Origin of the sequence: Aromatoleum sp. (genome assembly GCF_035254505.1) — a bacterium.
In the GTDB taxonomy this organism is placed as follows: Bacteria; Pseudomonadota; Gammaproteobacteria; order Burkholderiales; family Rhodocyclaceae; genus Aromatoleum.
Genome location: NZ_DATFAO010000044.1, coordinates 46,566 through 60,028 on the forward strand (window position 1 = coordinate 46,566; position 13,463 = coordinate 60,028).

General features: G+C 62.1%; 11 protein-coding genes. 5 read left to right on the forward strand and 6 right to left on the reverse strand.

Annotation, left to right across the window (positions count from 1 at the left end):
* Positions 1 to 186: 186 nt before the first annotated feature.
* From VJ673_RS07105 to VJ673_RS07115, 3 genes are read left to right on the forward strand one after another with little or no spacing between them, the layout of a single operon-like run.
* The gene (locus tag VJ673_RS07105; protein ID WP_324125359.1) at positions 187 to 1,335 is read left to right on the forward strand and encodes a glycosyltransferase family 4 protein; all 1,149 of its coding nucleotides are present in this window, start codon (positions 187 to 189) and stop codon (positions 1,333 to 1,335) included.
* A complete protein-coding gene (locus VJ673_RS07110) occupies positions 1,332 to 2,249 on the forward strand; it encodes an NAD-dependent epimerase/dehydratase family protein (protein WP_324125360.1) in 918 nt (305 codons plus the stop codon). The genes VJ673_RS07105 and VJ673_RS07110 overlap by 4 nt, the downstream gene beginning before the upstream one ends.
* The gene (locus VJ673_RS07115; protein ID WP_324125361.1) at positions 2,246 to 3,268 is read left to right on the forward strand and encodes a glycosyltransferase family 2 protein; all 1,023 of its coding nucleotides are present in this window, start codon (positions 2,246 to 2,248) and stop codon (positions 3,266 to 3,268) included. The genes VJ673_RS07110 and VJ673_RS07115 overlap by 4 nt, the downstream gene beginning before the upstream one ends.
* 65 nt (positions 3,269 to 3,333) lie before the next feature.
* Here the strand turns inward: VJ673_RS07115 and VJ673_RS07120 are convergent, their stop codons facing one another.
* The 6 genes from VJ673_RS07120 to VJ673_RS07145 form a co-directional block, all read right to left on the reverse strand.
* Positions 3,334 to 4,254, reverse strand: a complete 921-nt coding sequence (locus VJ673_RS07120; RefSeq protein ID WP_324125362.1) for a glycosyltransferase family 2 protein — start codon at positions 4,252 to 4,254, stop codon at positions 3,334 to 3,336.
* Complete coding sequence (locus VJ673_RS07125) at positions 4,251 to 5,462, reverse strand: hypothetical protein (RefSeq protein ID WP_324125363.1); 1,212 nt, start codon at positions 5,460 to 5,462, stop codon at positions 4,251 to 4,253. Before VJ673_RS07125 ends, VJ673_RS07120 begins: the two co-directional genes overlap by 4 nt.
* The gene (locus VJ673_RS07130) at positions 5,455 to 6,945 is read right to left on the reverse strand and encodes a lipopolysaccharide biosynthesis protein (RefSeq protein WP_324125364.1); all 1,491 of its coding nucleotides are present in this window, start codon (positions 6,943 to 6,945) and stop codon (positions 5,455 to 5,457) included. Before VJ673_RS07130 ends, VJ673_RS07125 begins: the two co-directional genes overlap by 8 nt.
* An 88-nt stretch (positions 6,946 to 7,033) precedes the next feature.
* The gene (locus VJ673_RS07135) at positions 7,034 to 7,702 is read right to left on the reverse strand and encodes an acetyltransferase (protein WP_324125365.1); all 669 of its coding nucleotides are present in this window, start codon (positions 7,700 to 7,702) and stop codon (positions 7,034 to 7,036) included.
* A 1-nt stretch (position 7,703) separates the two neighbouring features.
* Positions 7,704 to 8,816 carry a DegT/DnrJ/EryC1/StrS family aminotransferase gene (locus VJ673_RS07140; RefSeq protein ID WP_324125366.1) on the reverse strand — a complete coding sequence of 371 codons (1,113 nt, stop codon included), beginning with the start codon at positions 8,814 to 8,816 and terminating at the stop codon, positions 7,704 to 7,706.
* Positions 8,813 to 9,688: a glycosyltransferase family 2 protein gene (locus VJ673_RS07145; protein WP_324125367.1), complete on the reverse strand. Its 876-nt coding sequence runs from the start codon at positions 9,686 to 9,688 to the stop codon at positions 8,813 to 8,815. Before VJ673_RS07145 ends, VJ673_RS07140 begins: the two co-directional genes overlap by 4 nt.
* Positions 9,689 to 9,915: 227 nt before the next feature.
* Between VJ673_RS07145 and VJ673_RS07150 the strand changes: the two genes are divergently transcribed.
* Both VJ673_RS07150 and VJ673_RS07155 read left to right on the forward strand, forming a co-directional pair.
* Positions 9,916 to 11,775 (forward strand): tetratricopeptide repeat protein, encoded by a 1,860-nt coding sequence (locus VJ673_RS07150; protein ID WP_324125368.1) that lies wholly within the window; start codon positions 9,916 to 9,918, stop codon positions 11,773 to 11,775.
* The gene (locus tag VJ673_RS07155; protein ID WP_324125369.1) at positions 11,736 to 13,454 is read left to right on the forward strand and encodes a tetratricopeptide repeat protein; all 1,719 of its coding nucleotides are present in this window, start codon (positions 11,736 to 11,738) and stop codon (positions 13,452 to 13,454) included. Before VJ673_RS07150 ends, VJ673_RS07155 begins: the two co-directional genes overlap by 40 nt.
* Positions 13,455 to 13,463: the final 9 nt, after the last annotated feature.

The following is a 13,463-nucleotide window of genomic DNA, read 5'->3' on the forward strand; positions in this document are numbered from 1 at the left end:
GATCAGCGCACAAACCCGAGCTACGTCACAATGACACTGCCGCACATTTTGCACGCCCCGGGCACCCTTCGCTGCCAGTAGCGTAGATGCCAAACACATGTGTTATTGCCAGCTACTCGCCCCTATACATACTTCCGGACCTGACACCTGTCCGTGCCAACCGGCGCGTGCTCGTCAGACAAAGTGATGCCAGCACCGATCGACCAAGCCGCTCCTCTCGATGTGCTGATGGTCAGCACATCGTATCCGTCGACGCTCACGGACTGGCGCGGCCTCTTCATCCGCCACCTGTCGGACGCGCTCGCTCGGCGTGACGATCTCGCACTGCAGCTATGGGCCCCGCCGGGCGAATCCCACCCCGCCGTAAGGCCCGCCGCGACATCCGCGGAATCGGCCTGGCTCGACGGTCTGATGCAGAAGGGCGGCATCGCCCACCTACTACGCAACAGCGCCCCGCAGGGCGTCGCCCACGCGCTGCGACTGCTGCAGTTCCTGCGCAGCACATACGTGCGCAGCCGCAAGGTGGATGTCTACCACATCAACTGGCTCCAGAACGCCCTGCCCTTGCCGTCAAATGGACGCCCTGCGTTGATTACGGTACTCGGCACCGACATGCAACTGCTGAAACTACCGATGATGACCACGCTCCTCAGGCGCGCGATGCGCGGCCGAGCAGGGGCAATCTGCCCGAATGCGGAATGGATGGTTCCAGAACTCACGGAAAAGTTCGGCGACCTTGCAACGATCCGCTTCCTCCCCTTCGGCATCGACCCCGGCTGGTTCGCCATCGAACGCAGCCTCGCCCCGACCGGCCCTGCGAAATGGCTCGCCGTCACGCGCCTCACGCGCGGCAAGCTGGGCCCTCTGTTCGAGTGGTGCGAACCGCATTTTCGCGACGGCACACGCGAGCTGCACCTCTTCGGCCCAATGCAGGAGGAGATCGAGCTCCCGGCCTGGGTGCACTACCACGGCCCGGCCTCGCCGGCCGAACTGATGCGCGACTGGTTCCCCGGCGCGCACGGCCTCATCACCCTCAGCCGGCACGCCGAAGGCCGCCCGCAGGTCATGCTCGAAGCGATGGCCGCAGGTCTCCCGATCATCGCCTCGCGCCTACCCGCACACGAGAACATCGTCTTCCACCACGAGACCGGCTGGCTCTGCGACACGCCGCAGGACGTCGCTGCGGCGCTCGAAACGCTGGAACAGTCCGAAGCAAACCAGCAGGCCGGCGAGACGGCACGACAGTGGGCCGCGCGCGAGATCGGCACCTGGGATGACTGTGCCACTCGTTACATCACGCTCTATCGAAGCTTGCTGCAGGACAGCCGGGCATGAAAGACACTATCCTGCTGCTCGGCGCCGGCGGCTTCGTCGGCAGCGCGTTGACCCGTGCACTCCGTGAAGCGAACGTCCCACTGATCGCCGTCGGACACCATTCCGTTGCCGCCGCAGGCAAGATCATCTCGATCGACGACACGTTCGACCGCCCGGAACAATTTGCGCGCTGGTTGCCCCAGTGCCGTGCCGTCGTCCATCTTGCGTCCGCGTCGACACCCGGCAGCAGTGCCGGCAACCCCCTCCAGGAACTCGACACCAACCTCCGCACGACGCTCGCACTGCTGCAGGCGCTGCAGGACCATCCAGCCTGCGAAATTCTGTACCTCTCCTCTGGTGGCACCCTATACGGCGACGCCGGCACCGAGCCCGCGACCGAGCATCACATCATTCGCCCCAAGTCCTATTACGGCGCGGGCAAGGCGGCCGCCGAGCACTTCATCTCCGCCTGGAGCGCCCAGTTTTCGTCTCGCGCCACGATCCTCCGCCCGTCGAATCTCTACGGACCGGGACAGACCATCCGTCAAGGCTTTGGCATCGTCCCCACAGCCTTCGACGCCATCTTGAAGGACACGCCCCTGCCGATCTGGGGCGACGGCGGCACCGTCCGCGACTATCTCTATATCGACGACTTCATCCGCCTCTGCCTGGATATCCTGTCCCGTCCGATGCCCTCGGGCACGCAGATCATGAACGCTGCCAGCGGCCACGGCGTGAGCCTGAACGAACTGCTCACGCACATCGAAACGGTGACCGGAAGACCCGTGAATCGGCAGTACCAGCCGGGTCGAAGCGTCGACGTCTCGCGCATCGTCCTGTCGGCCGAGCGCGCGCAGCACCACTACGGATGGTCCGCAACCACCTCCCTGCCGACCGGCCTCGAACGCACCTGGGCCTGGTTTTCGGCGCAATGACCGGCACGTCGGTCCCCCTCTGCTCGGTCTGCATCGCCAACTACAACGGCGAGAGCCTGCTCGCCGACTGTATCGACTCGGTCCTCGTCCAAGACTGCGACTTCTCCGTCGAAATCCTCGTTCATGACGACGCCTCCACGGACGGCTCGCTCGAACTCCTGCGTGCGCGCTATCCGCAGGTCGAGGTCATCACGAGCGCCGACAACGTCGGCTTCTGCGTCGCCAACAACCGCATGGCGCAGCGTGCCCGCGGCGAATACCTGCTGCTTCTGAACAACGACGCAGCCCTCGCCCCGGGCGCACTGCATGCCTTGTACAAGCATGCGCAGGCGCAGCACCCGCACGGCATCCTTACGCTGCCACAGTATGACTGGGAGACAGGCGAACTCGTCGACCGCGGCTGCCTCCTCGACCCCTTCTACAATCCGGTCCCCAACCTCGACCCGCAACGCAGCGACGTCGCGATGGTCATCGGGGCCTGCCTATGGATCCCGCACAGCCTGTGGCACGAACTCGGCGGGTTTCCGGAGTGGTTCGAATCGATCGCCGAGGATATGTATCTGTGCTGCCGTGCGCGTCTCGCCGGCCATCCGGTGCAGGTGACTGACGCGAGCGGCTACCGTCACCGCCAAGGCCAGAGCTTCGGCGGCAACCGTCCGGATGCGGGCCGCCTGTATAGCACCTACCGCAGAAGGCGCCTGAGCGAGCGAAACAAGACATTCGTGCTGTCAGTGTGCACCCCGTCGCCATGGATCTGGATTTTGCTGCCCGCCCATCTCGTCGCGCTCTGCCTCGAAGGACTTCTGCTGGCGACAATCAAGCGCGAACCACGCATATGGGCCGAGATCTATGGAGCGGCCTACTCGGCACTCGCCTCCGCTCGCGTTCGCCTTCGGGCCGAACGCCACCGCGCCCAACAGTCGCGCCACATTTCGGACAGATCGTACGGTGGGGCGTTTACGCCCATCCCGCGCAAGCTCCAGCTGCTACTCAGCCACGGTATTCCAGGGCTCCGATAATGGTGGTCCCTCGCCGCCAAATCCGATGCACCCGAGGTCCCCGCTGATCGCGCACGGCAAATACTTCAGGCGCGCGGCCCCATTCGCCCCCGCAGACCGTCCCACGAGCCGGATAGAAGTGCTCTGAAATTCCCTCGGCGGCGCTTCGCAAAAATGAGGTGCGCATAAACTGTGGCTCCCCAATAACGGCATGCACGCAGCTTCCATTGCCATGCTACGTAGGGCAAAACCAGCAGACGCATGAAATTCCTGGAACGGTAGTACAGCCGGTCGGGGCCGTATCCGTTCCAATTGCGCCATCCCAGACACCAGACGCGCAAGCGTTGGTCGCCCATGTGATGTTGCAGTCTCGCATAGGCGGTTCCAATCAACACCATGCCCTCGGCACGCGCCCGATGGCACCATTCCATGTCGACAAAATCGATAAAGAAGTCCTCTCGCATCGGACCGGCGCGTTCGATTGCCGCAAGGTCGATCAGACAGCCCGAGGTGATCAACGTCTGCACCTTCAGCACCGGACAGGCTGCGGTCGCATGCTGCAAAACATAGCCGAATCGCCCCCTTTTCTGCACCTGGAACGGGAATTCCGTTGCCGCAATCTCGTCGCAATACACCGGCCCGACTGCCGCCACCATTTTTCCGTCATTTCCCGCCTCGTCCGCGGCGCGGCGCAATCCATCGACCATCCCCGATTCCGGCAGGCTATCCTGGTCGCTCAGGAGTATGTGGGAACACCCCTCGGCAATCGCAACGTCAATGCCGACATTTATCGCATACCCAATACCCTTGTTCTTGCCGAGACGTACGATCCGCACGCGATCGGGCATGCGTCCTTCCAACACAATTGCCCGCCAGGCGCCCTCCTCCGCTGCCGGCGTGTTGTCGACTATGAGGACCTCGTCCACTTGACGCACAAGGCTGCCGAGCAGGGCTGAGAGCGTCGTGCTCTGGGGAAAGTAGGTAACGACGATCGCGAGTATTTTCATCCGCCCCCCGCCGCCGGCTCTCGCGAACGGGCGCTGTCCGGACAACGGCGCGGCAGATGCGCAGCGTAAAAGTCGCGAATCCGCCCCAAGTAAATATCTGCCGAATAGTCGCCGTCGACCCGATCGAATTGCCGGTCATGGACGGCCCGGTATCGATGTTCCTTCTCGATAGCGCGAATGTCATCCACGAACTTTTCCATCAACTCCTGCCACGACGTATAGACGAATGGGAGCCCCTTGTAATTCGGCGTGAAGAACCGCTCGTTGAAGACTGCGCACCCTATCCCGCCAAGGAAGATCGGCTCGACAAAATAGGAATCCAGGCCTTCACCGAAAGTAAGCGACACAAAAGCGCGCGAGGCCCCTTCCAGGTACTCCTCATAACGCATATTCCTCACTTCGACGAACCGATAATCAGGAAGAGCCTCCTTGAGCGTCCTCAGCACGAACTCCTTGTTTTCGCTTTCATCAGGGGAATAAAGGATCAGCCGCTCCTTTGCATCCCGTTTCCTTGACTGATACTTCTCAGCACACACACCGACGGACAGATGACTGACCTCACAATCAATAAGTGAGCCGGTATCGGCGTTTGCATAGGCGGTGTGCGCTGCCGTGCAACTCACCGATGCATACTTCTTGAGTCTTGCAACGTCGCTCCTGTTCGGGATGAGATCGATGTTCTGCAACAGCACGTTTACATGCAATGATCTGTCGTGCCAGAGATCCGGATGGAGAGCGAGCCAGTACGAAAAAAGGCGAACATAGATCTCTGGAACATGTATCAGAAGCGTTGCGTCGGCAGACGAGGCGCGAATGATTTTCAGGATGTCGTGCACGACTTCGTCATTGCCGAATTTGGAGTATCGTGCCAACGGCGGGTGCCACGGTACGCCGCAAACGCAGACAAATGCATCCGCCCCAGCGAGGCATCTCCTCGAGGCCCCCGCCAAATCCACGATGGACATGACCCCGCCGGTAATTACGTCCATGCCCGGACCAAGAAATATGACCACGTTGCAATGGCCGTCGCGCTTGAGCTTCGCCACCCACGGTCGCTGGATTTCGCGAATCGCCCGAACGCGGACGAGATTCCACAGGAACACATACCGCAGCAATCGCCAGAATTTCGTCAAGAATCGCATATGAATTGCAGTCAGGCTCACGCGCGCCGATAGAACGCCCTGTTGCCGCTTGGCCAAATCAGTCACGCCGCAGGACCCACCACCCTGGCGACGGTTCCGACCTAGCAGCTATCGAGACGGCGGCCAGAAAGGCGGCTAGCATGGCGGCCCCACACCAGGCCGCACTGACGAGCCGGCCCGCACCGACGGGCCCGAGCACACTCGCAATGAGGAGCACCGCCATCGCGACGGCAGCCGGCGGCGCGACCTGCGCCAATGGCCATCGAAAGACCATCTCCGGGAGCAGTCGGTGATGAACCAATGGAATCCACAGCACCAGATACAGCGCATTTGCCGAAAACGCAACGATCGCCGTGCCAAGCGCGCCATGGCTTGCCGCCGCAAGATACATTGCAGGAACGACGAAGATCGTCATGATCAGGCTTCCAGCAACATGTAGGCCCAGATTACCGTGTGCGAATTGCAGCAGGTACGGCATGGTCAAGACCCCGACAATCGCGTTCGCAAGGGAATAGAACGTCAACGTCGGCGCAATGCCTTCGGCCAGTATTCGGTCACCCGTCCAGACCCACATGATCGGCTCGGCAAAAACCGCGAGTCCACCGCCGACCGAAAAGAACAGCGCCGACGCCAGTCGCGACGCCGTGGAATACAAGCGTCTAAGCTCCGCATCCCGCTGACCGGCCGACAGGATGGTCATGCGCGGTTGCAGAATCTGCCCCATCGGTCCGGCAATGATGAGGATGCCGCCGGCCATCGCCGTAACGAGCGTGAAACGTCCGAAATCGGAAAGCGGAATAAAACGCGGCAGCAATACCTTGTCCAGCTGCGTGATGACGAGCGACAGAAATGAGACAGCAGCAACCGCACCAGCGGTCGGAAGCATGGAGCGGCATGCTGCCAGGTGGGGGAGTGGGCTCGCAGGGGCGGGCGGCATGACGCGATAGAAGGCACGGCCGAGCGCTACCAATTCAAGCGCACCGACAAGAGCCTGATATGCGAAGAACATTTGCGGGGACGAAGACACATAGGCAAGCACCGGGATAACGCCAAGAGCCTTCGCTGTCGCAAAAAGGGAGAGCACGGCATTCAGCCGGAGCTGCCGCTCCATCCCGGTTAACGCTGCCCGATACAATCCGCCGAATAGCCGGAGTGCTGCAGTCACCGCCATAAGGGCCACACACGAAGAAACTTCGTCGACCGTAAGCCGCTCGATTGAAAACCAGGTCGACGCAATCGCGCCGCGTCCGATAAGCAATGCCCCAGCGGCCATCACCGAAAGGGTACCGAAAATCCATTCGAGCGCCCTGATCTTGGCGCGAGCCAGCACGGCGTCGTATTGACCGGCTCGAAAGAGCGACAACTCGCGGGACAGCGCGGAAGACATGCCGAGATCGAGCAACTGCAACCACGCCTGAAGGGCCATCGAGAAGCCCACCAATCCGAATGCTTCAGGCCCTAGGTGATCCATATAGACCGGCAGCAGAAGAAACCCGATCAGCGCAATATACGCTTGCGCCGCATAGGCGACGATCAGCGCTTGCCGCATTTTCGGTGCTTGTGATTGAGGGGAACGGCAAATCCCACGGCGGCGGTGGAAACGTATGACGCGTCGTCGGGGAATCCCGATCGCGCGCTTACTGCCCCTGCCATCCGTGACTCCGCGTCTTGATCACCTTAGCCGGAGCTCCCACGACGGTAGCATCGGCAGGCACCTCCTTCGTCACGACCGCGCCCGCCCCGACAATCGCCCACTCACCGACGGACACCTTCGGCAACAGCACGCTGCCGGTTCCCACCTCGACCCCCTCGGCCAACTGCACATTGCCGGAAACATTGACCGAAGGGTTCAGCGTCACGAAATCCTTGAGCACCGCGTCGTGCCCTATCGTCGCCCCGATATTCACGTGGACGTGGCTCCCGATCGAAATGTCCGTCGTCACCAACGCGCCCGCGCAGATCACCGAGCCCTCGCCGACCCGTACGTCCTGCCCCAGCCAAGCATGCGGATGGAGCAGCGTCGCAAAGCGATTGCCGGCCTCTTGTACGACGCGCCGTACGATGTGACGACGCGCCGCTGGCGAGCCGATGGCGATGACAACCTCGACTTCTGGATGCTGCGCGAGCCAGTCGACGCTACCGACAACCGGCAGTCCTTGGACCAGGGACGTCGACGCGAAGGCCTGATCCACGGCGAAGCCGATCGGATCCCACGTTCTGGGCCGTGCATCATTGATGTCGCGCACGACCTGCAGGACCTCACGCCCGAACCCTCCTGCTCCGTAGATGACCAGCGGTCGCGACACGTTACTTCCCCGCCTCGCGAATCACGGACGCGATCAATTCGAGTTCGCCGGTGGCCAGTTGCGGAAAGATGGGCAGGCAGATCACCCTGCTGGACGTTAAGGCGGCGACCGGAACACTCGAGTGCGCCGCGCTCGGCAGGGCCCGGTACATCGGAAACTCGCTGATCAGCGGATAGAAATAGCGGCGCGCATACACATCGTGCTCTCGCAGCCGGTCGTAGAGCTGATCCCGGCTCAGCACAAACGCCGGCTCAACCATGATCGGGAAGTAGGAATGATTGTGTCGCGCAGAATCCGGCGCCGGAAGGCAGCGGATGCCGGGAATATCGGCAAGCAACTCGCGATAACGCCTGTCGATGGCCGCCCGTTCGCTCAAGGCCGCATCGATATGCTTGAGTTGAGCAAGTCCGATCGCGGCCTGCAACTCGTTCATCTTGCCGTTGATGCCCGGCGCGACAATCGTGACCTCGTCCGCAAAGCCGAAATTCTTCAGGTAGTCGATCCGCTTCTTAGTTTTCGCATCGGGACTGACGATCGCTCCGCCCTCGAAGGTCGTGAACACCTTGGTGGCGTGAAAGCTGAGGATCGACAGGTCACCATGTCGAAGAATGCTTCCATCCCGATCCTCGACTGCGAACGCGTGCGCCGCATCGTAGATGACCTTCAAGCCGTAGGTATCCGCGATCTTCTGGATACGCTCAGTCGCGCATGGACGACCATAGACATGAACGGGCAGAATCGCCGTCGTCTGGGGTGTAATCGCTGCCTCGATTTTCTCAGGATCGAGATTCAAGGACTCCGGATCGATATCTACGAACACCGGCTTGATCCCGTTCCACAACAGGGAATGCGCCGTCGCGACGAAGCTGTAGGGTGTCGTAATGACTTCCCCCGTCACGCGCAGCGCCTGCAAGGCCGTCACCAGTGCGAGCGTCCCGTTGGCGAAGAGCGAAATATGCTCGACACCGAGGTACTTGCACAGCGCCGCCTCGAGTTGCTGGTGAAACGGACCGCCGTTCGTCAGTTGCCGATTGGCCCAGATCTCCTCGAGATAGGGCTGCAACTCCTCCAGCGGCGGCAGAAAGGGACGCGTGACGTACAGCGGCTTGCTCATCGGGAAGCCTTTTCCTCGCCGGTACTTCGATACATCAACTGCGTGATCTGCTCCGACACCAAGCCGATCAAGAAGGTCGTCACGGCCGAGGTCAGCATGAAGATCGTCGCCAGCGACAGGCGACCGTGCTCAATGAACGTATAGGCGTAATAGGCCAAGCCAAGCAAGACCTGCACCGCAACCACCGGCGCGAAGAGCTTGAGCGGCGAATACAAGGTGCCGATCTTGAAAATGATCAGCAGAAAGCGCGTCCCATCCTTGAGAATCCGCACGTGGCTCTTGCCGACGCGCTTGCCGGCCCAGATCGGCACGTAGGCGACCGGATAGCCCGCACGGAAGAACGCCATCGTGCTCGTCGTCGGATAGGAAAAGCCGTTCGGCAACAGGTACAGGAATTCCCGGAACCGCTCGGCGCGCGCCGCGCGCAAGCCGGATGTCAGATCATCGATCCGGTGCCCGGTCATGTAGCTCGCCAGACGATTGTAGAACCGGTTGGCAAGGCCGCGCCCCACGCTCGCCTGCGAGCTGCCGTCGCGGGCCCCCACGACCATGTCGAAGCCCTCATTCAGGCGTTCCAACAGCCGCCGGATATCGGCCGAATCGTGCTGCCCGTCGGCGTCCATGAACACCAGAACGTCTCCAGTTGCCGCGCGCGCGCCGCTCTTGATCGCCGCCCCGTTGCCCATGCTATATGGATGATCGATGACGACCGCCCCCGCCCGCCGCGCCTCCTCGGCGGTATCGTCGGTCGAGCCGTCGTTGACCACCACGATCTCGGCGTCGGGCAAGTTCACCCGAATCTCCGCAAGCACCCGACCTATTACGAGCGCCTCGTTCTTGGCGGGCAGGACGACACTTATGTTTCTTTTCATCGGGCTTCGGGCTGGTGAATCAGAACCGTCTGTCGACCAAAGAGAAGCTCTGGCATCTCTTCGTCATCGAAACATGTAATCATATACTGCTTGCGCGCCGCCGACACGGCCGCCTCGGCGCATCGCCAGACCAAGATGCCGCTCGCGTCGTTGGAACGCGCCTTGCTTGCCAATTGCCACCATCGACGCACTTGTTCCGCTCCCTCGAGCAGGCTCCTCCTAGTCTTGTGATCACCCGACATTCTTACATCGATACCCGCCTGACCCGGATTCTCGTCGGCGCCGTGCTAGCGGCGCTGGTGCTGCTTGCCTATCGCGGAATTGAATCCAACGGCTTCCACTACGACGACTGGCCGAACATCCTGAATCATGCACCCGTACAGATGGAGCACTTCAGCCTTGAGGGTTTGCTGCACGCCGCCGGCAACGCCAACCTCGCACGCCGACCTGTCGCGTCACTGACGTTTGCGATCGACTGGTGGCGCGGCGAGGGCAGTCCCGCCGCTTTTCTCGTCACCAATCTCGCCCTCCACATTCTCATGGCTTGGGCGACGATGGCGTTGCTGCTCGCGGTCTTCCGCGCCACGGCCAAACAACCGGCGAGCCATGCGGCGATTGTCGCTGCGGGCATTGCGGCACTATGGTGGGCATCCCAACCGATCCACGTCCAGGCCGTCAGCTATGCGGTCCAGCGCATGACCGAACTGGCCGCGCTCTTTTCGGTTCTCTGTGTCTGGGCCTACCTGAAAGCCCGTCAGGACGGCCCGCATAGCGCTGCATGGATGCTGGCCTCGGCACTTTCCTTTGCGCTCGGCGCACTGTCGAAGGAAAACGCCTGGGTCACTCCGGCCCTCGTCTTGATGGCCGAGTTTCTGATCGTGCGCAACGATAGGCCGCTCACACGCTCGCCCTTTGAACGCCTCCTGCTCGCCACTCCCCTTCTCGCCATCGCAGCAGCGGTTCTCGACTTCGTGGTCGACGGTCCGCTCAGTCATTGGGCCCTGCGCGGATATGTCGACCGCGACTTCACGCTGACCGAACGCCTTCTCACCCAGCCCAAGGTGCTCCTCTTCCACGCCTCGCAAATCCTGTGGCCGCTGCCCGACCGTTTCTCTCTGGAACATGATGTCGCCCTCGTCCAAAGCCCGGCGTCGCAGGAATTCTGGCTGCCGATGTCGTTGATTCTCGCATGGTGCGCCGTCGGGACGCGGTTTGCGTGGAGATCGGGCAGCCGCGCAGTCGGCTTCTTCATGCTCTGGGTTCCGGTCACCCTCTTCATGGAAAGCAGCTTCGTCCCCCTGCAGCTCATCTTCGAGCACCGGATGTATCTGCCGACGGTCGGCGTCGCTGGTCTGGTCGGTTTCGGCCTGGCCCGCACCCGTGCGCTGCCCCGTCCCATCGCTGACATGCTTTGGATCGCGGTCGGTGCCGCCACGCTCTTCTCGGGCTGGTCTACTAGTCAGCGCCTCCCGCAATGGCGCAACGATATTTCGCTCTACGAACAAGCCGTCCGGTCGGCCCCGAAGTCGGTCGGCGCCTGGAATCAGCTCGCCCTGAGCTATCTTGAGGATCGTCAGCCCGAACAGGCACTGCGAGCCATCAATCGTGCAATCGAGATCGAACCCCGTTGGGGCGACGGATACCCCTTCGTCAATCGCGCCGTGATTCTCGAAGCGATGGGGCAACCCGACCGCGCGCGCGAAATCTACGACCAGGTGATCGAACTCTTCCCGCGCCAAGTGCTCGGCTACAACAATCGCGGCCTGCTCGACCTCCGGGCCAACAATCCCGAGCACGCCCTGCGCGACTTCGACCGCGCAATCGCCGTCGATCCCACGTACGCCGCAGCGTGGACCAATCGCGGCACCGCTCACCTATTTCTCGGAAACCGCCCGCAGGCCCAATCGGATTTCGAGCGCGCCACCTCGCTCTCGCCCCACGAACCTCTCGCGCTGCACTACCTTGGCCAACTCTACGCGGCACAGCGTCGTCTTCAGGATGCGGCCCACGCACGCAGTCAGGCGTGTCGGCTGGGCGTCGAAGCCGATTGCCGAGCCAACAACCAGCCATCGTCCAGTCCAAGATGACAGGAACCCCCGCGCCGTCGGCCACCCCTCCCTTCGCCAACTTCGATAGTGACAGACTCCAGACAACGGCGTTGTGGAGCGGAGCGGTCGCACTGCTTACTGTCGCAATCGTGCTCGCCTATCTCGGCATCAGCCAGAACGGTTTCCATTTCGACGACTGGCCGAACATCCTCGACAACGCGTCCATCCGGATGCAGGAATTCAGCTTCGCCGCCTTGCTGGACGCCGCTCGTAACGCCTACCTCGCCCATCGCCCGGTCGCATCGATCAGCTTCGCGATCGACTGGTGGCGGGGCAACGGCTCGCCCGTCTCCTTCCTCTCCGTCAATCTCCTGCTCCACATCATCACGGCCTGGACAGTCTTCGCACTCCTGAGCCGCACCATTGCGACCTCGTCAGCCAAGGATCGGCGCGTCGTCATACTCTCAGCCACAGGCGCAGCGCTGTGGTGGGCGGTACAACCCATCCACGTCCAGGCCGTCAGCTACGTCGTGCAGCGGATGGCCGAACTGGCCGCCCTGTTCTCCATGCTGAGCGTCCTCGCCTACCTGCAGGCGCGCAGGTCGCCGCGTGGCGCTGCCCTCTGGTTCGCGACCTGCTTCATCAGCTTCGCCCTCGCCGCGCTGTCCAAGGAAAATGCCTGGATCACACCGCTACTGTGGCTGATGGCCGAGTATCTGGTGATACGCAATGATCGCCCGCTCATCCGCGGCCACGTCGACCGAATACTCCTCGCGCTACCCGTAATTGCCTGCGTGACGCTTCTCGCCGACGTTGCCGCTCACGGCCCGATCAGCCGATGGGGACTGCACGGCTACGAAGGACGCTCCTTCACACTCTCCGAGCGCCTGCTGACCCAGCCGAAGGTCGTCCTCTTCCATGTCTCCCAGATCCTCTGGCCCCTTCCCGGACGCTTCTCGCTCGAACACGACATCGACATCGTCCACTCTGCGGCATCCCTCCACTTCTGGCTTCCAGCCGCCCTTATCGCCAGCTGGACAGCGTTCGCTTTGTGGCTCGCGGCCCGACGCGGTCAGCGCATTGCCGCTTTCTGGATGCTTTGGCTCCCCATCACGCTCGCGATCGAAAGTTCCTTCGTTCCCTTGGAAATGGTGTTCGAGCATCGCATGTACCTGCCCTCGGTCGGCTTTGCTGGCCTGATCGCCTTGGGCCTGTCCCGTCTTCCACTTCCGCCGCGCTCGACGGCCACCGTCGCCTGGTCCATCTTGGTCGTCGTAAGTATCTTCTCGCTCTGGTCCACGCACCAGCGAATTCCACAATGGCGCACGGAAACCACGCTCTACCAGCAGGCGGTGGCGGTGGCGCCTCACTCTGCACGGGCTTGGAATCACTTGGGCATCTCGCTCCTGAATCAGCGGCGCAACGAACCGCTCAGCCCGGAGCACTATGTACAGGCCATCCAGGCCTTTACTCGGGCGACCGAGCTGGATGCGAAATACGCCGCCCCATGGACAAACCGCGGCGTCGCACGTTGGATGCACGGCGATACACGCGCCGCACAAAGCGACCTCGAAACCGCAATCACGCTATCGGAAAAAGAAGCTGCGGCCTTCCACTACCTCTTTGAAATCTATCAGTCGACCGGACGCGAGGAAGATGCCCGAAGTGTTCGTCATCGAGCCTGTTTCCTCGGCGTACGCAACGACTGCTATCGATAGTCCCCGTCC

Bases quoted from the DNA above. Each gene is read 5' to 3' on its own strand.
- VJ673_RS07105 (WP_324125359.1), top strand. From the start codon at position 187: ATGCCAGCACCGATCGACCAAGCCGCTCCTCTCGATGTGCTGATGGTC.
- VJ673_RS07110 (WP_324125360.1), top strand. From the start codon at position 1,332: ATGAAAGACACTATCCTGCTGCTCGGCGCCGGCGGCTTCGTCGGCAGC.
- VJ673_RS07115 (WP_324125361.1), top strand. From the start codon at position 2,246: ATGACCGGCACGTCGGTCCCCCTCTGCTCGGTCTGCATCGCCAACTAC.
- VJ673_RS07120 (WP_324125362.1), bottom strand. From the start codon at position 4,254: ATGAAAATACTCGCGATCGTCGTTACCTACTTTCCCCAGAGCACGACG.
- VJ673_RS07130 (WP_324125364.1), bottom strand. From the start codon at position 6,945: ATGCGGCAAGCGCTGATCGTCGCCTATGCGGCGCAAGCGTATATTGCG.
- VJ673_RS07140 (WP_324125366.1), bottom strand. From the start codon at position 8,816: ATGAGCAAGCCGCTGTACGTCACGCGTCCCTTTCTGCCGCCGCTGGAG.
- VJ673_RS07145 (WP_324125367.1), bottom strand. From the start codon at position 9,688: ATGAAAAGAAACATAAGTGTCGTCCTGCCCGCCAAGAACGAGGCGCTC.